Below are 19,092 nucleotides of genomic sequence, written 5' to 3'. Positions count from 1 at the left end.
TACCCATGGGTAGGGAAGTCAACGGGCGTGCGGGAAAGGGTGGTTGCCCGCAGGCCCGGTCGGTCAGGCGCCCTCCTTCAGGACCCGGGAGATCAGCGCGCGCTGCTCCTGCGACAGCCGGGGGTCGGCCGCGTGCACCGTCCTGCCGTCCACCGTGATCTCGTACTGGAAGCCGTCCGGCACCCCGGCGGGCGGCGCGTCCCGGCCCGCGGACAGGGCCCGCTCCGCCAGGACGTGCCACTCCTGGGCGTCGGGCAGCGCGGAGGTGTCCACCTCCGCGCTGCGCTCGATGCCCGCGAACCCGCCTGTACGCCTCACTCGAATACGCATGGGACGTGTCTAGTACGGAACTAGGCCGTCCGCACCCCGACCTGCTCCCAGGCCTTCAGCACCGCCTGGAGTTCGGCGCCGTCGCGGTAACGGGCCTTGGCCGCCGCCACCGTCAGGGTCGCGAAGTCCGAGAACGACGCGTCCTTCTTCAGCTTGCCGCCGGTCAGCACGTCGTACCAGACCTGCCCCGCCCGCTCCCAGGCGTTGCCGCCGAGGGCGGTGGCGGCCAGGTAGAACGCGTGGTTGGGGATACCGGAGTTGATGTGCACGCCGCCGTTGTCGCGGCCGGTGCGGACGAAGCCGTCCATGGTCGCGGGCTGCGGGTCCTTGCCGAGGACGTCGTCGTCGTACGCGGTGCCCGGCGCCTTCATGGAGCGCAGCGCGACGCCGGTGACGCGCGGCGCGAGCAGCCCGGCGCCGATCAGCCAGTCGGCCTCGGTGGCGGTCTGGCCGAGCGTGTACTGCTTGATGAGCGAGCCGAAGACGTCCGAGAGCGACTCGTTGAGGGCGCCGGGCTGGCCGAAGTAGGTCAGGTTCGCGGTGTACTGCGTGACGCCGTGGGTGAGTTCGTGGCCGATGACGTCGATCGGCAGGGTGAAGTCGAGGAAGATCTCGCCGTCGCCGTCGCCGAACACCATCTGCTCGCCGTTCCAGAAGGCGTTGTTGTAGTCCTTGTCGTAGTGCACGGTCGCGTCGAGCGGCAGGCCCTCGCCGTCGATGGAGTGCCGTTCGTACGCCTTCAGATACAGCTCGAAGGTGGCGCCGAGGCCGGCGTACGCGCGGTTGACGGTGGCGTCCTGGCCCGGCTCGTCGCCCTCGCCGCGGACCTTGGTGCCGGGCAGGTCGGTGCCGTGCTCGGCGTCGTAGACGGTGCGGTTCGGCTGGTCGGAGACGGCGGCCCGGGTCACGGCGGCCGTGGCGCCGACGACGGTCGTCATCCGGCGGTGGGTGCGCTCCCAGGCGTCGCGCTCCAGGGTCCTGCGCGCGGCCGAGGCGAGCGAGGAGTCCTGGTGCTGGGCGATGCGGTCGAGGACGTGCGGCGGTACGACAGTGCAGAAGACGGGCTCGTGGCCCCCTGTGGTCGTCATGCCCGGCACCTTTGCACTGAGTCACCCCGCTGTCACTAGAGGCAACCATGATTGGTGAAATACCGGGACATGGTGGGTGTCTCTCCGTGACGGAGTGGTATGGCGCACGTTTCCGCCTCTTCGTCCCCCTTCGTCGCCGTCCGCGCGCATACTGGTCCCGCATAGTGATACGGCGTCCCGCACCCCGAGGGTCTCGGCTAGCATGCGGAGCATCATGCGTTTCGGGCTGCTCCTCCTTAGCTGCCGCGGCGAGGGCCTGTAATCAGGTCGACTCCCTCCCCGCGGAGCTTGGCGTTGCGTCGTCGGCCGTCCTTCAGGACATCCAGAGGAGCCCCCCGATCATGGCGAACCGCCAGCAGCCCAGCACCATGCCGATCCACAAGTACGGCCGCTACGAGCAGGTCGACCTCCCCGACCGCACCTGGCCCGACAACCGGATCACCGTCGCTCCGCGCTGGCTCTCCACCGATCTGCGCGACGGCAACCAGGCCCTGATCGACCCGATGTCGCCCGAGCGCAAGCGCCGGATGTTCGACCAGCTGGTCGCGATGGGCTACAAGGAGATCGAGGTCGGCTTCCCGGCCTCCGGCCAGACCGACTTCGACTTCGTGCGCTCCATCATCGAGGAAGAGGGCGCGATCCCCGACGACGTCACGATCTCCGTACTGACCCAGGCCCGCGAGGACCTGATCGAGCGGACCGTGGAGTCCCTGAAGGGCGCGCGGCGGGCCACCGTCCACCTCTACAACGCGACCGCGCCGGTCTTCCGCCGGGTCGTCTTCCGCGGCTCCAAGGACGACATCAAGCAGATCGCCGTCGACGGCACCCGGCTGGTCGTCGAGTACGCCGAGAAGCTGCTGGGCCCGGAGACGGAGTTCGGCTACCAGTACTCGCCCGAGATCTTCACCGACACCGAGCTGGACTTCGCGCTGGAGGTCTGCGAGGCGGTGATGGACGTCTGGCAGCCCGGCCCCGGCCGCGAGATCATCCTCAACCTGCCCGCCACGGTGGAGCGTTCGACGCCGTCGACGTACGCGGACCGCTTCGAGTGGATGCACCGCAACCTGACCCGCCGCGAGCACGTCGTGCTCTCCGTCCACCCGCACAACGACCGCGGTACGGCGGTGGCGGCGGCCGAGCTGGCGCTGATGGCGGGCGCCGACCGCGTCGAGGGCTGCCTCTTCGGGCAGGGCGAGCGCACCGGCAACGTCGACCTGGTCACCCTCGGCATGAACCTGTTCTCGCAGGGCGTCGACCCGCAGATCGACTTCTCCGACATCGACGAGATCCGCCGCGTCGGCGAGTACTGCAACCAGATGGAGGTCCACCCGCGCCACCCGTACGCGGGCGACCTGGTCTACACGTCCTTCTCCGGCTCCCACCAGGACGCCATCAAGAAGGGCTTCGACGCCATGGAGGCCCAGGCCGCCGAGCGGGGCGTCACCGTCGACGACATCGAGTGGGCGGTGCCCTACCTGCCGATCGACCCGAAGGACGTCGGCCGCTCCTACGAGGCGGTCATCCGGGTCAACTCGCAGTCGGGCAAGGGCGGGATCGCCTACGTCCTGAAGAACGACCACAAGCTGGACCTGCCGCGCCGGATGCAGATCGAGTTCTCGAAGATCATCCAGGCCAAGACGGACGCCGAGGGCGGCGAGATCACCGGCGCCGACATCTGGGCCGTCTTCCAGGACGAGTACCTGCCCCGCGCGCAGAACCCGTGGGGCCGCGTCCAGGTCCGCAACGGCCAGTCGACCACCGACACCGACGGCGTGGACACCCTCACCGTCGAGGCCACCGTCGACGGCGTGGACACCGTCCTGTCCGGCTCGGGCAACGGTCCGATCTCGGCCTTCTTCGACGCCCTGCAGACCATCGGCATCGACGTACGGCTGCTGGACTACCAGGAGCACACGATGAGCGAGGGCGCCTCCGCGCAGGCCGCCTCCTACATCGAATGCGCGATCGACGGCAAGATTCTGTGGGGCATCGGCATCGACGCGAACACGACGCGTGCGTCGCTGAAGGCGGTCGTCTCCGCGGTCAACCGCGCGACCCGCTGACCCCCGCTGACCGGGCATTTCGGGGCCTTGACCGTCGTATACGGCGGTCAAGGCCCCGTCGTTTCTCGGCCACCGTCCTGTGCAGGTCACGGAAAGGTCTCCTACGGGGTACTGACTCCACCTCCAAGATGTGGCTAACATCACGCAAGCGCGGCGATGTTGCCGCGGCGTTACGGAGGTGCGACGTGCTGCCAGAACGGGGACGAGACGGCCGTGCCGGACGGCCTGCCCGGATGCTGGGCACCCGCACCGTGTGGACGCCCGTCGGGGACGGCGAGTTCTTCTGCCCCGGCTGCGGAGGCGACCGCAACTACCAGCGGCTGACCGGCCGCCGCCGCTTCACCCTGCTCGGCGTCCCGGTCCTGGCCCGCGGCGAGACCGGCCCGGTCGTCGAATGCGCGGCCTGCCGACGGCACTTCGGCACCGACGCCCTCGACCATCCGACCACCACCCGCTTCTCCGCGATGCTCAGGGACGCCGTGCACACCGTCGCCCTCGCGGTGCTCGCGACCGGCGGCACCTGCGCCCGCGCCTCCCTGGAGTCCGCCGCCTGCGCGGTCCGCGCGGCCGGCTTCGACGACTGCACGAGGGACCAGCTCGCCGCCCTCGTCGAGGCGCTGGCCGACGACACCGGACGCGCCTACAGCAGGCCCTGCGGCCCCGGACTCGCCATAGAGCTGCACGAGGCCCTCGACCCGCTCGCCCCGCACCTCGCCGCCGTCGGCCGCGAGTCGATCCTCCTCCAGGGCGCCCGCATCGCCCTCGCCGACGGCCCCTACACCCCCGCCGAACGCGACGTCCTGGCCACCGTGGGCGCCGCCCTCACGCTCGGCGCCGCCGACGTCGACCGCCTCCTCGCGGCAGCCGCCCGTACGCCGTCCTGATCCCTCGTACGGGTGACTTTCGCGCGGCCCCGCGCCCGCGCCGGGCGTGGCCGTTCCCGCGCGCTCCCGGCCGCGGACCCGCGCGCTCGCCGCGTCGGCGGGCGGCGGCCGGGGAACCATGGAGCCGTGACCCTCCTGAGCCGCACCCTCCTCGTCACCGCCGTGCTCCTCGCCCCGCTCGCCGCGGGCGCGCCGGCCGCCGCCGCAGGCACCGGCTGCGCCTCCTCCGTGCCGTACGCCGCCGGGCAGGGCGGCTACGACACCTACCGCATCCCGGCCGCCGTCACGACCCGCGCCGGCACCCTCCTCGCCTTCGCCGAGGGCCGCCACGACGGCGCGGGCGACTCCGGGAACATCGACGTCGTCCTGCGCCGCTCCACCGACGGCGGCTGCACCTGGGGCCCGCTCCAGGTCGTCACCGCGGGCCACGGCGACACCCGGGGCAACCCGGCCCCCGTCGTCGACCCGCGCACCGGCGACATCGTCCTGGTCACCTCCTACAACAGCGGCGCGGTCACCGAGGCGCGGATCATGCGCGGTGAGGTCACGCCCGAGCAGGGGCGCCGGGTGTTCGTGCAGCGCGGCCGGGACGACGGGCGCCGCTTCAGCGCCCCGGCCGAGATCACCGCCGCCGTGAAACGCCCCGACTGGCGCTGGTACGCCACCGGCCCGGGACACGCCGTCGCCCTCACCCGCGGCCCGCACGCCGGGCGCCTGGTGGTCCCCGCCAACCACTCCGCCGCCCCGCCCGCCGGGTCCTCCGACACCGGCCAGGAGGCCAGGTACTACGGCGGCCACGCCCTCTACAGCGACGACGGCGGCCACACCTGGCGCCTCGGCTTCGTCGACGACTCCTACGACGGCGCCGAGAACGCCAACGAGACCAGTGCCGCCCAACTCCCCGACGGCAGGCTCTACTTCAGCGCCCGCGACCAGGGCGGCCGCAGTCCGGGCAACCGCCTCGACAGCTACTCCGACGACGGCGGCGCCACCCTGGCCCGCCCCTACGCGATCCAGCACACCCTGGACGACGTCCCCGCCGTGCAGGGCAGCGTCCTGCAACTACGCGGCCACAACAGCCCGTTGCTGTTCTCCGGTCCGTCCGTGCCGACCGCCCGCCGGGCCCAGGCCCTCTGGCGCAGCACGGACGCCGGAGCCACCTTCACCAGGGCGCTGACCCTCTCCGACCGCCCGGCCGCCTACTCCGACCTGGTCCAGCTGGACCGGGACACGGTCGGCGTCCTCTGGGAGACCGGGTCCGCGGGACCGTACGAGACCATCGCGTTCCGGCGGCTGGCGGTGCGGGAGCTGGCGTCCTAGGGGCTGTCGTGCGGGCCAGGCGGCGTCGAGGCGCGGTGCCTGACCCGGACGGCAGGTCCTAGAGCAGTCCCGCCGCCGTCAGGAAACCGGCGACGCGCTCCACCTCCCGGGGCGCCAGCGGGATCTGGGGGTCCGCCGTCGCCGGGCAGTCGATGACGCCCCGCAGGTGCAGCGCCGCCTTGAACGCGCCGAGCGCCGACGAGCCGCCGCCCATCCGGGCCGGGTCGCCGACCCCGACCAGCCCGAACAGGGCGGCCAGCCGCTCCTGTTCGGCCCGCGCCCCGGCCAGGTCCCCGGCCCTGGACAGCCGGTCGAGCCGGACGTACCCGTGCGGGTCGACGTTGGCGAGGCCGGGCACCGCGCCGTCCGCGCCGAGCGCGAGCGCGCAGTCCACCAGCAGCTCCGAGCCGGTCAGCGCGGTGAACCCGGTGAGGTCCGCGCGCCCGCGGGCACCGGTGACGACCCGGCGGAAGCCGGCCAGGTCGCCGCTGGAGTCCTTCAGCCCGGCCAGCACCCCCTCGGCGGCCAGTGCGAGGACCAGGTCGGGGTCGAGCGCGGTGTGCACGGCGGACGGGATGTCGTAGGCGATGACCGGGACCGGGCTCGCGGCGGCGGCCAGCCGGAAGTGCCGCGCGGTCTCGGCGGGATGGGTCCGCGTGTAGAAGGGCGCCGTGACGACGACGGCGTCCGCGCCCGCCTCCGTCACCGCGGCGATGTGGTCGAGGACCCGGGGTGTCGTCATGTCGATCGCCCCGGCCAGCACCGGGAGCCGGCCGCCGACGTGAGCGGTCACCGTCTCCACGACCTGGCGGCGCTGCCGGTCGCGCAGGAAGGCCGCCTCCGACGACGAGCCGAGCACGAAGAGGGCGGACACCCCGGCCCCCACCAGGTGGTCGACCAGCCGGCGCAGGCTGGGCGGGTCCACCTCGCCGTCCGGTGTCAGGGGGGTGCAGACGGGCGGGACGACACCGGTCAGCGGGGCGGGCAACGTCATGAAGGCTCCCTGGGGTGCGGTCGGGCGAGGTCGTGGGTGGCGCGGTCCTCCTCTACAGGATGGTGGCAGCGGTAGCGGTGGGCGGGCCGCGACGCGACCGTGAACTCCGGCAGCCGCGCGGCGCATTCGTCGTCCGCGCGCCAGCAGCGGGTGCGGAACGGGCAGCCGCTGGGCGGGCGGGTCGCCGAGGGGACCGGGCCGGTCAGCGGGATCGGTTCGACCCGCCGCAGCAGCCCGGGGGCGGCCGAGAACAGGGCCCGGGTGTACGGGTGCCTGGCACGGTCGGCGACCTCGGCGGCCGGGGTCTCCTCGACGATCCGGCCGAGGTACATGGTGACCACCCGGTCGCTCATCCTGCGGACCGTCTGGATGTCGTGGGAGACGAACACCATGGCGAGGCCGAGGCGTTCGCGCAGATCGAGCAGGAGGTTGAGGATCTGCGCGCGCACCGACACGTCCAGCGCGCTGGTCGGCTCGTCCGCGACCAGCAGCGCCGGTTCGAGGGCCAGCGCGCGGGCGATCGCGACGCGTTGCCGCTGGCCGCCGGAGAGTTGGCCGGGCAGCGCGGCCACGAGCGGCAGGGGCAGCCCGACCAGACCCATCAACTCCCGCACCCGAGCGTCCCGTTCGGCGCGGGTGCCGCGTCGGTGGACGTCCAGCGGGTCGCGCAGCACACGGCCGACGGGCAGCCGCCGGTTCAGGGCCGTCGACGGGTCCTGGAAGACCATGCCGACGCCGGTGCCCACCGCCGCCCTGCGCCGGGCCGCGGGCATCGACCACAGGTCGCGGCCCCCGAGGGCGACCGTCCCCGACGTCGGCCGCTCCACGCCCACCAGCAGCCGCGCCAGCGTCGACTTGCCGCAGCCGGACTCGCCGACCACGCCGACCGTCTCCCCGGCCGCCACCGCGAGGTCGGCGCCGGTCAGCGCGTACACCCGGTCACGGCGCAGGACGCCGCCGCCGCGCGCCCGGTGCACGACATGCGCGTCGGACAGCTCGACCAGCGCGGTCACCGCGCCACCTCGCTCTCGGTTCCGGCCGGGTCGACCGCCGGGTGGTGGCAGGCGGCGGTGTGGACGGGGGTGCCCCGCGGGTCGGGGCGGACGGTGCGGCAGCGGGCGGTGGCGCGCGGGCAGCGGTCGGCGAAGCGGCAGCCCGCGGGGAACCGGGCCGGGGCCGGGACGGTGCCCCTGATCCGCGTCAGCCGCTCGGCGGCCGACTCCAGCGACAGCACGCCCGCCAGCAGCCCGCGGGTGTAGTGGTGGGCCGGTGCCGCCACCACCTCGGCGGTCACCCCGCTCTCCACGATCCGGCCGCCGTACATCACCATCACCCGGTCGGTGACGTCGGCGACCAGCGCCAGGTCGTGCGAGACGAGGATCAGCGCGAAGCCGAGTTCGGCGCGCAGCCGCAGCAGCAGCTCCATCACCTGGGCCTGCACGGTGACGTCGAGGGCGGTGGTCGGTTCGTCGGCGACGATCAGCTTCGGTTCGCGGGACAGGGCCATGGCGATCAGGACGCGCTGGCGCTGGCCGCCGGAGAGTTCGTGCGGGTAGGCGTGCGGGACCCGGTCCGGGTCGAGGCCGACCAGGGCGAGGAGTTCGGCGGGGGAGCGGTGGCCGCCGCGGCGCACGAGCTGGCGCAGCTGGGCGTGGACGGTCATGCCGGGGTTCAGGGACGACAGGGCGTCCTGGTAGACCATCGCCATCTCGTGGCCGAGCAGCCCGCGCCTGGCCCGTGCGGTGAGCGTCGTCAACTCCCGCTGCCCGAAGCTGATCCGCCCGCGCACCCGGGCGCCCTTCGGCGCGAGGCCCATCAGGGTGAGCGCGGTGAGCGACTTGCCGCAGCCCGACTCGCCCACCAGGCCAAGGACTTCACCGCCGCGCACCTCGAAGCCGACGCCGTCGACGATGTCCACGCCGCCGTGCCGCTCGGGGAAGCCGACGTGGAGGCCGGTCACCGTGAGCACCGGCTCGCCGTCCGGCAGCGGCCTGGCGCGGGCCCGCAGTAGCCGCGCCGCCTCGGCCAGCCCGGGGAGCGGAGGCACCGCACCCCCGCCGGTGTCGTCGTCGGCGGCGCTCTCGTCGCCGTCGCTCGGCTCCCGCGGCGGGAGTGGCTCCTCCTCGGGCACCGTCACCTCGCGGGCGGCGGGCGCGGCCCAGGCGTCCGCGACGCCCTCGGACAGGACGTTCAGCGACAGCACGGTCAGCAGGATCAGCAGTCCGGGGAAGACGGTCGCCCACCAGCCGCCGGTCAGCACCATGTTCCTGCCGTCCGCGATGACGCTGCCCCAGGACGGGTCGGGCGGCCGCACGCCCGCGCCGATGAAGGAGAGCGACGCCTCGAAGACGATCGCCTCGGCGACCTGCACGGTGCAGAACACCAGGATCGGCGCGGCGCAGTTCACGGCGACGTGCCGCAGCACGATGTGCGGGGTGCGGGCGCCGATGACGCGTTCGGCGGTGACGTAGTCCTCGCCGTACTGGTCGAGCACGTTGGCGCGCACCACCCGCGCCACCGGCGGCACGAACAGGAACGCGACGGCGCAGATCAGGACGGTGATGCCGCCCCCGAACACGGCGACGAGGACGGCCGCGAGGGCGATGCCGGGGAACGCCATCACCACGTCGAGGCAGCGCATCAGCGACTCGTCGACGCTCCGCCGCGAGGTGGCCGCCACCGCCCCGAGGACGGCGCCCGCCAGCAGCGCGAGCAGGGTGGCGCCGAGCCCGATCGCCAGCGACCAGCGGGCCCCGTACAGCAGCCGGCTCAGGATGTCCCGGCCGAGGCTGTCCTGGCCCATCCAGTGCGCGGCGGACGGATGCCCGGTGCCGTCGGCGGGGGCCGCCTGGTCGAGCGGGTCGTCGGGCGCGAGCAGCGGGGCGAGCAGCGCGGTCAGGGCGACGACGGCGAGGAAGCCGACGGCGACCCTGGAGGCGGCGGGCAGCCGCCCGCGGCGGCGGGCGGGGGTACCGGCGGGGCCGGTGCGGGGGGAGGTCATCGGGCCGAGTCCCTCAGTCGCGGGTTGACCAGCAGATACAGCACGTCGATGGCGAGGTTCACGACGACGAAGCCGGTCGCGGTGGTCAAGGCGACGCCCTGGACGACGGCCGGGTCGCCGTTCTGGACGGCGTCGATCATCAGCTTGCCCATGCCGGGCAGCGCGAAGATCGTCTCGATGACGACGGCGCCGCCGAGCAGATAGCCCACCCGCAGGCCGAGCACGGTCAGCGGGGTGACCAGCGCGTTCCTCAGCACGTTGCGGCCGACCACGACACGCGGCGGCAGCCCGGCGCCGATCGCCGTGCGGACGTAGTCCTTGTCCAGCTCCTCCACCACCGACGTCCGTACGATCCGGGTGAGTTGGGCGGCCACCGGCAGGGACAGGGCGAGCGCGGGCAGCGCCAGAGTGCGCAGCCAGCCGGTGACGGAGTCGGCCGGGTTGATGTAGCCGCCGGTCGGGAACCAGCCCCGGTCGAGGGCCAGGTACTGGATCATCAGCAGCGCCAGCCAGAAGGCGGGCGCGGCGACGCCGACCAGCGAGAGGACGCGGACGACGTGGTCGGCGGCCCGGTCCCGGTGGATCGCGGCGACCACCCCGCCGACGAGGGCGAGCATGACGGCGATCCCCAGCCCCAGGAAGGTGAGTTGGAGGGTGAGCGGCAGCGCGGTGGCGACCTGGTCGAGGACCGGCGTCCGGGTCAGGGCGCTGGTGCCGAGGTCGCCGTGGAGCAGGTCGCCGACGAAGTGGACGTAGCGCACCGGCAACGGGTCGAGCAGGCCGTTGCGTTCGCGGAAGGCGCGCAGTTGCGCGGGGCTCGGGTCGGCGCCCTGGAAGAACGCGGACGCCGGGTCGACGTCCGAGAAGCGCATCACCAGGAACACGAAGAGCACGATGCCCAGCAGCAGCGGCACCAGCAGGGCGAGGCGGCGCAGCAGGATGCGCGCGACGGCTGACATGGCGTCAGAGCCACTTCGCGCGCAGCAGGTTGACGCCCGGGTAGGGCTGGGCGCGGACGCCGGTGAGGCGGCGCGGGTCCCAGGCCGTCAGCAGCTCGTTGTGGACGACCGGGTAGAGCACGGCCTGTTCGGCGACGACGTCGACGCACTCCTGGATCATCGTCTTCTTCTTCGCCGGGTCCAGCTCGCGGGTGGCGCGGTCCATGGCGGCGAACAGCCGCCGGGCGACCGGGTTCCCCGCCCACCGGGTGTAGCCCATCCAGAGGTTGGCGGGCCCGTAGTTGTAGCGCAGGATCAGGTCGGCGTCGAGGCCGAACTGGTTGGGGTTCGAGGCGGCGGCCACCACCTGGTAGTCCCTTCGCTGGTCCAGCTTGGTGAAGACGGCGGTGGTCTCCTGCGGGGCGAGCGTGGTGCGCACGCCGACCGCGTCCCAGGACGCCTTGACGGTCGGCAGGCAGTCCACGATCCAGCTGACGTTCACCGCGAGCAGTTCGACGTCGAGGTCCCGCACCCCGGCCGCCCGCAGCAGCGCCTTCGCCCGCGCCGGGTCGTGGCCGTAGACGGTGCCGGCCCTGCGGTGGGCCGGGTTGCCCTCGTCGAGGAAGGACGTGGCGGGCAACCCGTGGCCTTTCAGGGCTACTTGGACCATCTTCTCGGTGTCGATGGCGTAGTGCAGGGCCTGCCGCACCCGGATGTCGTCGAACGGCTTGCGCGCGGTGTTGAACATCAGGAACAGGTTGTTCATCCCGGAGGCGCCCGCGACCGTGAGGCCGCCGCTCCTGAGCCGGTCGACGGCGGCGTACGGGATGTTGTCGGCGATCTGGGCGCCGGGGACGCTCCCGGAGACCCGGGCGACGCGGGAGGCGGCGTCGACGACCGTCAGCCAGTTCATGGTGCGGAAGGCGGCCGGGCGGGGGCCGTTGTAGCCGCTGAACGCCTCGAAGGCGGTGTTGGACTTCGGGTGGTGCGCGCTCTGCCGGTACGGTCCCGAGCCGACCGCGAGGCCCCGGATCGCGTCGTCCCAGGCGCCGGGCCGCGAGAACACGTGCCGGGGCATGACCTTGGCCAGCGTCAGCCGTGAAAGTCCTTCGGGGAAGGGGAAATTGAGGTCCAGCTCGACGGTCCTGGAGCCGACCGCGCGAACCCCTTCCAGCCAGCTCGTGAAGAAGCCGCCGGCCAGGGTGTGGGCGGCCGGGTCGAGGACGCGGTCGAAGGTGAAGACCACGTCGTCGGCGGTGACCGGCGTCCCGTCGTGGAACCTGGCGCCCGCGCGCAGGGAGAACCGCCAGGTGGTGGCGGCCGGGTCGGCGGGCAGGGCGGTGGCGAGCGCCGGGTAGGGCTTGCGGGAGACCGGGTCGGTGTCGAGCAGCCCCTCGTAGAGGTGGTTGTCGGCGGCCATCGAGAACGCCGACGCGGTCTGCGTGGGGTCCCAGGAGCCGTCGTTGCCGTAGCCGATGACGGCCGTCAGGGTGCGGTCCCGGCCGCCTCCGCCGACGTCGTTGGTGGACTGCGGGCCCATCGAGCAGGCCGAGAGCGCCCCGGCCGCCGCCAGCCCGCCGGCGTACGTCAGGAACGACCGGCGGGGCGGTCCCGGCCCGTCGTGGAGCACGTCGCGCACGGTTCCTCCAGTGGAGATCCGACGTCCTACGTCCGGTGGACAGACCGGACCATAGGGGCGTCACCCGGGGTGGTCAAGACAGCGCGCTGCGCTCACCGGGGTGAGACGCCGCGCCGTCCCGCCGGCGCGGGGAACCCGCGCCGGCCCACGACAAGACCGGCGCGGGCGGGATCTCCCGGCGGGGGTCAGACCACCGCGGCCGCCAGCAGCGAGGCCGCCTCCTTGACCAGCGGGTGGTCCCACTCGGCGTCCTGGACGTGCTTCGTCGACAGGATCGCCAGGACCACCGGCGTGCCGTCCGGGGTCCAGGCGACACCGACGTCGTTGTTGGTGCCGTAGTCGCCCGCGCCCGTCTTGTCGGCGACCGTCCACGTCGACGGCACACCGGCGCGCAGCCGCTCCCCGCTCGTGGTGTTCCCCAGCAGCCAGTGCGTCAGCAGGGCGCGGTCCCGGTCCGCCAGGGCGTCGCCCAGCACCAGGCGGGCGTAGGACCGGCCGATGGCGCGCGGGCTCGTGGTGTCGGTGACCCGGCCGGGCTCCCCGGAGTTCAGCTCCGTCTCCCAGCGGTCGAGGCGGGTCACCCGGTCACCGATCGAGCGGGCGAACCGGGTCACCGCCGTCGGGCCGCCCAGCTCCCGCAGCAGCAGGTTGGCCGCCGTGTTGTCGCTGTAGCGGATCGCCACATCGGCGAGTTCGGCGACCGTCATCCCCTCGGCCAGGTGCTCCCTGGTCCGGTCCGAGCCGCCCACCAGGTCGGCCTCCGTGTAGTGGACGCGCCGGCCGAGCACCTCGCCGTCCCGGTCCAGATCGCGCAGGACCGCCGACACGGCCAGCGTCTTGAAGACCGAGCAGATCGGGAAGCGCTCGTCGGCGCGGTGCGCGACGGTCCGCCCGGTCCTGACGTTGTGCGCGAACACGCCGAGCCGGGCGCCGTGTTCCTCCTCGAGCGCGCGCAGCCGGTCGACGGTCGACCCGTCGGCCCGCGCGGCGGTGCCGGTGAGCAGGACGGCCGCGGTCGCGGTGCCGGCGGCGACGACGGCGCGGCGGGTCATCGGGGTACGGGGCGAGCCTGAGATGGCGTTCTCCTTCGCTGGGGTCTTCCTCGACTTCGATCTCGCTGTCTCTCCCTGTTCGACGTCGAGAACCGGCCCCCGGTTGCCCCGCGCGCACCGCCACCGCCCGCGGGACGACCGTCGAGTGTACGTGCCCAGCGTCACCGTGAGGAAGCGAAGAGTGAAACTCGCGGACGGTGGGGAGCACGTTGGGGGCATCGTTCGAGGAACCGGAGGACACAACGAAGATGAAGCCCCCCGTCGGCACGCACGTCGTGGACACACGCACCGGCAGGATCGGTGTCGTGATGGGCCACGAGGGACCGTACGTCCAGCTCAGACCCCGCGGCGGCGGTCTGGAGTGGGACGCCGAGCCCGCCGCCGTGACCGGGCTGAGCCCCGAGGAGCGGCCCGGTGCCGCCGTCCCGTACCCGGAGGCACCCGCCGAGAGCCCCTGACCCCCGACCCCGGGGCAGGGGCCCGCACCACGGCCGTCGTAGGCGAGAATGGGGCGCATGAGTCTGTTCCGCGACGACGGCATCGTGCTGCGCACCCAGAAGCTGGGCGAGGCGGACCGGATCATCACCCTGCTCACCCGCGGCCACGGCCGGATCCGCGCCGTGGCCCGGGGCGTGCGCCGCACCAAGTCGAAGTTCGGGGCCAGGCTGGAGCCGTTCTCCCACGTCGACGTGCAGTTCTTCGCGCGCGGCAGCGAGCTGGTCGGCCGCGGGCTGCCGCTGTGCACCCAGAGCGAGACGATCGCGCCCTACGGCGGCGGGATCGTCACCGACTACGCCCGCTACACCGCGGGCACCGCCATGCTGGAGACCGCCGAGCGGTTCACCGACCACGAGGGCGAACCGGCCGTCCAGCAGTACCTGCTGCTGGTCGGCGCGCTGCGCACGCTCTCCCGCGGCGAACACGCCCCGCACCTCGTCCTCGACGCCTTCCTGCTGCGCTCCCTCGCCGTCAACGGCTACGCGCCCAGCTTCGGCGACTGCGCCCGGTGCGGACTGCCGGGACCCAACCGGTTCTTCTCGGTGGCCGCGGGCGGCTCGGTCTGCGTCGACTGCCGGGTGCCCGGCAGCGTCGTACCCTCGGCGCAGACCCTGGAACTGCTCGGGGCGCTCCTCACGGGAGACTGGGGGACCGCGGACTCCTGCGAGCCGCGGTACGTGCGGGAGGGGAGCGGGCTGGTGTCCGCCTATCTGCACTGGCACATGGAACGCGGGCTGCGCTCGCTGCGTTACGTCGAGAAGTAAGCCAAGAGGAGACGAGAAGCACATGGCTGCAAGCGGGATTCTGGGACGCAGGCGCCGGGAGTACAGGGCGCCGGAGCCGCACCCCTCAGGAGCGGTCCCGCCCAAGCTCCCCGCGGAGCTGATCCCCCAGCACGTGGCGGTCATCATGGACGGCAACGGCCGCTGGGCCAAGGAGCGCGGCCTGCCGCGCACCGAGGGGCACAAGGTCGGCGCCGAGCGGGTCCTCGACGTCCTCCAGGGCGCCATCGAGATGGGGGTGGGCAGCATCGCGCTGTTCGCGTTCTCCACCGAGAACTGGCGCCGCTCCCCGGACGAGATCCGCTTCCTGATGAACTTCAACCGCGACTTCATCCGCAAGACCCGTGACGAGCTGAACGAGTTGGGCGTCCGGGTCCGCTGGGTGGGCCGGATGCCCAAGCTGTGGAAGTCGGTCGCCCAGGAGCTCCAGGCAGCCCAGGAGATGACGAAGGACAACGACCGCCTCACGCTGTACTTCTGCATGAACTACGGCGGTCGCGCGGAGATCGCCGACGCCGCGCAGGCCCTCGCCCACGACGTGAAGGCCGGCCGCCTCGACCCGTCGAAGGTCAACGAGAAGACCCTCGGCAAGTACATGTACTACCCGGACATGCCGGACGTCGACCTGTTCCTGCGCCCCAGCGGCGAGCTGCGCACCTCCAACTACCTTCTCTGGCAGAGCGCTTACGCCGAGATGGTCTTCCAGGACGTGCTGTGGCCCGACTTCGACCGCCGTGACCTGTGGCGGGCCTGCATGGAGTTCGCGCGGCGCGACCGCCGCTTCGGCGGCGCCGTCCCGAACGAGCAACTGCTCGCCATGGAAGCCGCGATGAAGGGCCGGCCCGCCACCTGATGTCCACCGGGCGTTCACGGCGGTCGCGGACGATCCGCGCATGAAGCGTCTCGCTCCCGCCCTCGCCCTGTGCGCGCTGCTGGTCGCGGCCCTGCCGGCGCAGGCCGCCGACCAGCCCGCTCACCTCGACAGCTACGGCACCAAGGCCCCCTACGCGCCCGGCCAGAGCGCCCGCACCTACCAGCGGGCCCCGGCCGGCTTCGTGCCCGTCCTCACCGAGAACGTCTCCCGGCACGGCTCCCGCGCCGCCAGCGACAGCGAGGACGCCGACCTGGTCCTCGCCCTGTGGGACCGCGCCGACGCGGACGGCCGACTCACCCGCCGGGGACGGGAGTTCGGGCCGAAGGTGCGCGCGCTGCGGGCCGCCATGGAGCGCGTCGGGTACGGCGAGCTGAGCGGGCGCGGCACGGCGGAGCTGAAGGGCACCGCCGTCCGGCTGGCCGGGCGGCTGCCGTCCCTGTTCGCCGAGATCGCCCGCACCGGCGAGCGGATCGACGTGGTCAGCTCCGGGCAGGGCCGCGCGGTCGCCAGCGGTGACGCCTTCGCCGCCGCCCTCGGCGCCGTCGACCCTCAGCTGGAGCCGCTGATCGGCGAGACCCGCACCGACAAGGACCTGCTCTACTTCCACAAGGCCGCGGGCGGCGCCGCCTACCGCGACTACCTCGAGAACGACCAGCGGCTCGCGGCCACCCTGAAGGCCCTCACCGACCAGCCCAGGACCCACCGGGCCGCCACCGCCGTCCTGCGCGGACTGTTCACCGCGCCCTTCGTGAACGGGCTCGCGGACGCCGACCGGGTCGCCGCCGCGCAGGCCGTCCACAACCTGTACGCCATCGCCCCCGCGATGAGCGAGGAGAGCCCGGGAGGCCGCGGCTGGGGCATGGAGCGCTACCTGTCCGCCGCCGACGCCGCCTGGTTCGGGTACCTCGGCGACGCCGAGGACTTCTACGAGAAGGGCCCCGGGTTCGCGGGCAGCGACATCACCTACCGGATGGCCGAGGTCCTCCTCGACGACCTCTTCGCGACGGTCGAGGCCAAGCGGGACGGCACCAGCGACCTGGGCGCCGCACTCCGCTTCACGCACGCCGAGGAGCTGATCCCGCTGGCCGCCCTGATGGGCCTGCCGGGCAGCACCCGGCCGGTGACCGAGCGGCGCCCGTACACCTGGGCGGGCAACCCCTGGCGGGGCGCGGAGGTCGCCCCGCTCGGCGGCAACATCCAGTGGGACGTGTACGAGCGCGACGGCCGCTACCTGGTGCGGATGCTCTACAACGAGAAGGAGACGGCCTTCAAGGCGGGCTGCCGTCCGCTCACCCGGGGCAGCGCCTTCTACGACCTGGACGAACTGGAGCGCTGCTTCGGGCGGGCGTAGCGCCCGCCGCCGGGACCACCCCGGCGGGAGGTTCACCCGAAGGGGGGCGGGGCGGCACGGGTACGCGGGCCGGGCGCGGTCAGTCGTCCCTGGCCGCGCACTCCGCGCAGGTGCCGAAGATCTCCACGGTGTGCGCCACGTTGACGTAGCCGTGTTCGGCGGCGATGGCCTCCGCCCACTTCTCGACGGCGGGTCCCTCGACCTCGACGGCCTTGCCGCAGACCCGGCAGACCAGGTGGTGGTGGTGGTCGCCGGTGGAGCAGCGGCGGTAGACGGACTCGCCGTCGGAGGTGCGCAGGACGTCGACCTCGCCCGCGTCGGCGAGGTTCTGGAGGGTGCGGTAGACCGTGGTCAGACCGACCGAGTCGCCCTTGTGCTTGAGCATGTCGTGGAGTTCCTGCGCGCTGCGGAACTCGTCGACCTCGTCCAGCGCCGCCGCCACGGCGGCACGCTGCCGGGTGGAGCGGCCCTTGACGGGCGGTCCAGCGGTCACCACGGTTGCCTCCTTCACGTCTGCGCCTGTGCCGGGCCATTGTGCCAGTCCGGCCGGGGCGCGGTCAGACGCCGACTTCGTCCGGTGCCTCCCGGCCGGCCGGAATCACGCACTCCGCGGGATCGCCCGCGGGCCGCGCCGCGGCCGCGGCACGGGCGCGTCGCCGGGCCAGCGGCGCGGCGAGCGCGGTGAGCAGCATGAACGCGCCGATGGTCAGCAGCACGATCGTCGCGCCGGGCGGCACGTCCTGGTAGTACGAGGTGACCGTGCCCCCGATCGTCACCGTCACGCCGAGCGCCACCGCGATGGCGAAGGTGGCCGCGAAGCTGCGGGTCAGCTGCTGGGCCGCCGCGACCGGCACCACCATCAGCGCCGACACCAGCAGCAGCCCCACCACGCGCATCGCGACGGTCACCGTGACCGCCGCCGTGACGGCCGTCAGCAGGTTCAGGGCGCGCACCGGCAGCCCGGTGACCCGGGCGAACTCCTCGTCCTGGCTGACCGCGAACAGCTGCCTGCGCAGCCCCAGGGTGACCAGCACCACGAATCCGGCCAGCAGGCAGATCGCCGTCACGTCGGACGAGGAGACCGTCGACAGCGAGCCGAAGAGGTACGACGTCAGGTTGGCGTTGGAGCCGCCGGGCGCGAGGTTGATGAACATCACGCCGCCCGCCATGCCGCCGTAGAACAGCATGGCGAGGGCGATGTCGCCGCGGGTGCGGCCGTACCAGCGGATCAGCTCCATGAGGACCGCGCCGAGCACGGAGATCGCGGTCGCCATCCACACCGGTGAGGTGTTCAGCAGGAAGCCGAGGCCGACGCCGGTCATCGCGACATGGCCGATGCCGTCGCCCATCAGGGCCTGCCGGCGCTGGACGAGGTAGATGCCGATGGCGGGCGCGGTGATGCCGACCAGGACGGCGGCGAGCAGCGCCCGCTGCATGAAGGCGTAGTCGAGGATGTCCATCAGCTCAGCAGTCCCGTCCTGATCGGTTCGACGTCCGCGGGGGCGTGCGGGTGGACGTGGTCGTGGCCCGGCCGGGGGTGCCCCGGGTCGGGCGAGGCCGGGAGCGGGAAAGTGCCGGCGGCGCCGCGCGGGGGCGGTCCGTCGTGCAGGACGCGGCCGTCGCGCAGCACGACCGCCCGGTCGATCAGGGGTTCGAGGGGGCCCAGCTCGTGCAGCACGACCAGGACGGTGGTGCCCGCCTCGACCTGGGCGCTGAGGGTGTCGGCGAGCACCTTCTGGCTGACGAGGTCGACGCCCGCCATCGGCTCGTCCATGATCAGCAGCTCGGGTTCGGCGGCCAGCGCGCGGGCGATCAGCACTCGCTGGTGCTGGCCGCCGGAGAGGGCGTCGACGGAGTCCTTGGCCCGGTCCGCCATGCCGACGCGTTCGAGGGCGTGGCGCACGGCCGCGTGGTCCGCCTTGCGCAGCACGCCGAAGCGGGCCCTGGAGAGCCGTCCGGAGGAGACGATCTCGGTGACGGTGGCCGGGACCCCGCCCGCCGCGGTGGTGCGCTGCGGCACGTAGCCGACCCGCGCCCACGAGCGAAACCGCGCGCGTTCCGTCCCGAACAGCTCGATCGTGCCCGTGCTCACCGGCACCTGACCGATGACCGCGCGGATCGCGGTCGACTTGCCCGAGCCGTTGGCTCCGAGCAGCGCGACCACCTCACCGCGGTGCACGGTGAGGTCGACGCCGCGCAGGACGGGGCGCCCGCCCAGCTCGGCGCCCACGCCGCGCAGTGATATGACGGGCTCGCCCATGACGTCCTCCGTGTCGGT

At 73.2% G+C, this 19,092-nt stretch carries 18 protein-coding genes; 7 read left to right on the top strand and 11 right to left on the bottom strand.

Going from position 1 to position 19,092, the window contains the following annotated elements:
• Positions 1–63: 63 nt before the first annotated feature.
• Positions 64–330, bottom strand: coding sequence for a protealysin inhibitor emfourin (locus tag DDJ31_RS12385; RefSeq protein ID WP_127180212.1), 267 nt, complete (start codon positions 328–330; stop codon positions 64–66).
• Between the two features lie 20 nt (positions 331–350).
• Positions 351–1,418 carry a M4 family metallopeptidase gene (locus DDJ31_RS12380; RefSeq protein WP_127180213.1) on the bottom strand — a complete coding sequence of 356 codons (1,068 nt, stop codon included), beginning with the start codon at positions 1,416–1,418 and terminating at the stop codon, positions 351–353.
• Positions 1,419–1,759: 341 nt separating this feature from the next.
• On the opposite strand from DDJ31_RS12380, the gene leuA reads away from it, so the two are divergent.
• The 3 genes from leuA to DDJ31_RS12365 all read left to right on the top strand — a co-directional run bounded on the left by leuA (position 1,760) and on the right by DDJ31_RS12365 (position 5,685).
• Positions 1,760–3,481 carry a 2-isopropylmalate synthase gene (gene leuA / locus DDJ31_RS12375; RefSeq protein ID WP_127180214.1) on the top strand — a complete coding sequence of 574 codons (1,722 nt, stop codon included), beginning with the start codon at positions 1,760–1,762 and terminating at the stop codon, positions 3,479–3,481.
• 185 nt (positions 3,482–3,666) lie between these two features.
• Positions 3,667–4,365 (top strand): TerB family tellurite resistance protein, encoded by a 699-nt coding sequence (locus DDJ31_RS12370; RefSeq protein WP_127180215.1) that lies wholly within the window; start codon positions 3,667–3,669, stop codon positions 4,363–4,365.
• 126 nt (positions 4,366–4,491) lie between these two features.
• Complete coding sequence (locus DDJ31_RS12365; RefSeq protein ID WP_127180216.1) at positions 4,492–5,685, top strand: sialidase family protein; 1,194 nt, start codon at positions 4,492–4,494, stop codon at positions 5,683–5,685.
• A gap of 58 nt (positions 5,686–5,743) precedes the next feature.
• Here DDJ31_RS12365 and DDJ31_RS12360 read toward each other — a convergent pair whose 3' ends face one another.
• The 6 genes from DDJ31_RS12360 to bla all read right to left on the bottom strand — a co-directional run bounded on the left by DDJ31_RS12360 (position 5,744) and on the right by bla (position 13,309).
• Positions 5,744–6,679: a dihydrodipicolinate synthase family protein gene (locus tag DDJ31_RS12360; protein ID WP_127180217.1), complete on the bottom strand. Its 936-nt coding sequence runs from the start codon at positions 6,677–6,679 to the stop codon at positions 5,744–5,746.
• Positions 6,676–7,692, bottom strand: a complete 1,017-nt coding sequence (locus tag DDJ31_RS12355; protein ID WP_127180218.1) for an ABC transporter ATP-binding protein — start codon at positions 7,690–7,692, stop codon at positions 6,676–6,678. The genes DDJ31_RS12360 and DDJ31_RS12355 overlap by 4 nt, the downstream gene beginning before the upstream one ends.
• Positions 7,689–9,680, bottom strand: a complete 1,992-nt coding sequence (locus tag DDJ31_RS12350; RefSeq protein WP_127180219.1) for a dipeptide/oligopeptide/nickel ABC transporter permease/ATP-binding protein — start codon at positions 9,678–9,680, stop codon at positions 7,689–7,691. The genes DDJ31_RS12355 and DDJ31_RS12350 overlap by 4 nt, the downstream gene beginning before the upstream one ends.
• The gene (locus DDJ31_RS12345; RefSeq protein ID WP_127180220.1) at positions 9,677–10,639 is read right to left on the bottom strand and encodes an ABC transporter permease; all 963 of its coding nucleotides are present in this window, start codon (positions 10,637–10,639) and stop codon (positions 9,677–9,679) included. The genes DDJ31_RS12350 and DDJ31_RS12345 overlap by 4 nt, the downstream gene beginning before the upstream one ends.
• A gap of 4 nt (positions 10,640–10,643) precedes the next feature.
• The gene (locus DDJ31_RS12340; protein ID WP_127180221.1) at positions 10,644–12,257 is read right to left on the bottom strand and encodes an ABC transporter substrate-binding protein; all 1,614 of its coding nucleotides are present in this window, start codon (positions 12,255–12,257) and stop codon (positions 10,644–10,646) included.
• A 185-nt stretch (positions 12,258–12,442) separates the two neighbouring features.
• Positions 12,443–13,309, bottom strand: coding sequence for a class A beta-lactamase (bla, locus tag DDJ31_RS12335; protein ID WP_127180222.1), 867 nt, complete (start codon positions 13,307–13,309; stop codon positions 12,443–12,445).
• A gap of 248 nt (positions 13,310–13,557) precedes the next feature.
• Here bla and DDJ31_RS12330 point away from each other — a divergent pair, with 248 nt between their 5' ends.
• Genes DDJ31_RS12330 through DDJ31_RS12315 form a run of 4 tightly spaced genes read left to right on the top strand, consistent with a single transcriptional unit; the run spans position 13,558 to position 16,814 of the window.
• On the top strand, positions 13,558–13,767 hold the full coding sequence (locus DDJ31_RS12330; protein WP_127180223.1) for a hypothetical protein: 210 nt from the start codon (positions 13,558–13,560) through the stop codon (positions 13,765–13,767).
• A 57-nt stretch (positions 13,768–13,824) separates the two neighbouring features.
• Entirely contained in the window at positions 13,825–14,571 is a 747-nt protein-coding gene (gene recO / locus DDJ31_RS12325) for a DNA repair protein RecO (RefSeq protein ID WP_164784984.1), read from the top strand.
• 22 nt (positions 14,572–14,593) lie between these two features.
• Entirely contained in the window at positions 14,594–15,442 is an 849-nt protein-coding gene (locus DDJ31_RS12320; protein WP_127180225.1) for an isoprenyl transferase, read from the top strand.
• 40 nt (positions 15,443–15,482) lie between these two features.
• The gene (locus DDJ31_RS12315) at positions 15,483–16,814 is read left to right on the top strand and encodes a histidine-type phosphatase (protein ID WP_127180226.1); all 1,332 of its coding nucleotides are present in this window, start codon (positions 15,483–15,485) and stop codon (positions 16,812–16,814) included.
• Positions 16,815–16,893: 79 nt separating this feature from the next.
• Here DDJ31_RS12315 and DDJ31_RS12310 read toward each other — a convergent pair whose 3' ends face one another.
• The 3 genes from DDJ31_RS12310 to DDJ31_RS12300 form a co-directional block, all read right to left on the bottom strand.
• A complete protein-coding gene (locus DDJ31_RS12310; protein WP_127180227.1) occupies positions 16,894–17,310 on the bottom strand; it encodes a Fur family transcriptional regulator in 417 nt (138 codons plus the stop codon).
• Positions 17,311–17,371: 61 nt separating this feature from the next.
• Positions 17,372–18,274 carry a metal ABC transporter permease gene (locus tag DDJ31_RS12305; RefSeq protein ID WP_127180228.1) on the bottom strand — a complete coding sequence of 301 codons (903 nt, stop codon included), beginning with the start codon at positions 18,272–18,274 and terminating at the stop codon, positions 17,372–17,374.
• Complete coding sequence (locus DDJ31_RS12300) at positions 18,274–19,074, bottom strand: metal ABC transporter ATP-binding protein (protein ID WP_127182836.1); 801 nt, start codon at positions 19,072–19,074, stop codon at positions 18,274–18,276. Before DDJ31_RS12300 ends, DDJ31_RS12305 begins: the two co-directional genes overlap by 1 nt.
• Positions 19,075–19,092 lie beyond the last annotated feature (18 nt).

This window comes from Streptomyces griseoviridis (assembly GCF_005222485.1).
Taxonomy (GTDB): domain Bacteria; phylum Actinomycetota; class Actinomycetes; order Streptomycetales; family Streptomycetaceae; genus Streptomyces; species Streptomyces hintoniae.
Note: the sequence above shows the minus strand (reverse complement) of the source record. Positions and strands in the feature narration are given on the sequence as shown.

Coding starts and splice junctions, on each gene's coding strand:
- DDJ31_RS12330 (WP_127180223.1), top strand. CDS start 13,558: ATGAAGCCCCCCGTCGGCACGCACGTCGTGGACACACGCACCGGCAGG.
- recO (WP_164784984.1), top strand. CDS start 13,825: ATGAGTCTGTTCCGCGACGACGGCATCGTGCTGCGCACCCAGAAGCTG.
- leuA (WP_127180214.1), top strand. CDS start 1,760: ATGGCGAACCGCCAGCAGCCCAGCACCATGCCGATCCACAAGTACGGC.
- DDJ31_RS12305 (WP_127180228.1), bottom strand. CDS start 18,274: ATGGACATCCTCGACTACGCCTTCATGCAGCGGGCGCTGCTCGCCGCC.
- DDJ31_RS12315 (WP_127180226.1), top strand. CDS start 15,483: ATGAAGCGTCTCGCTCCCGCCCTCGCCCTGTGCGCGCTGCTGGTCGCG.
- DDJ31_RS12320 (WP_127180225.1), top strand. CDS start 14,594: ATGGCTGCAAGCGGGATTCTGGGACGCAGGCGCCGGGAGTACAGGGCG.
- bla (WP_127180222.1), bottom strand. CDS start 13,309: ATGACCCGCCGCGCCGTCGTCGCCGCCGGCACCGCGACCGCGGCCGTC.
- DDJ31_RS12360 (WP_127180217.1), bottom strand. CDS start 6,679: ATGACGTTGCCCGCCCCGCTGACCGGTGTCGTCCCGCCCGTCTGCACC.
- DDJ31_RS12300 (WP_127182836.1), bottom strand. CDS start 19,074: ATGGGCGAGCCCGTCATATCACTGCGCGGCGTGGGCGCCGAGCTGGGC.
- DDJ31_RS12380 (WP_127180213.1), bottom strand. CDS start 1,418: ATGACGACCACAGGGGGCCACGAGCCCGTCTTCTGCACTGTCGTACCG.
- DDJ31_RS12350 (WP_127180219.1), bottom strand. CDS start 9,680: ATGACCTCCCCCCGCACCGGCCCCGCCGGTACCCCCGCCCGCCGCCGC.
- DDJ31_RS12345 (WP_127180220.1), bottom strand. CDS start 10,639: ATGTCAGCCGTCGCGCGCATCCTGCTGCGCCGCCTCGCCCTGCTGGTG.
- DDJ31_RS12385 (WP_127180212.1), bottom strand. CDS start 330: ATGCGTATTCGAGTGAGGCGTACAGGCGGGTTCGCGGGCATCGAGCGC.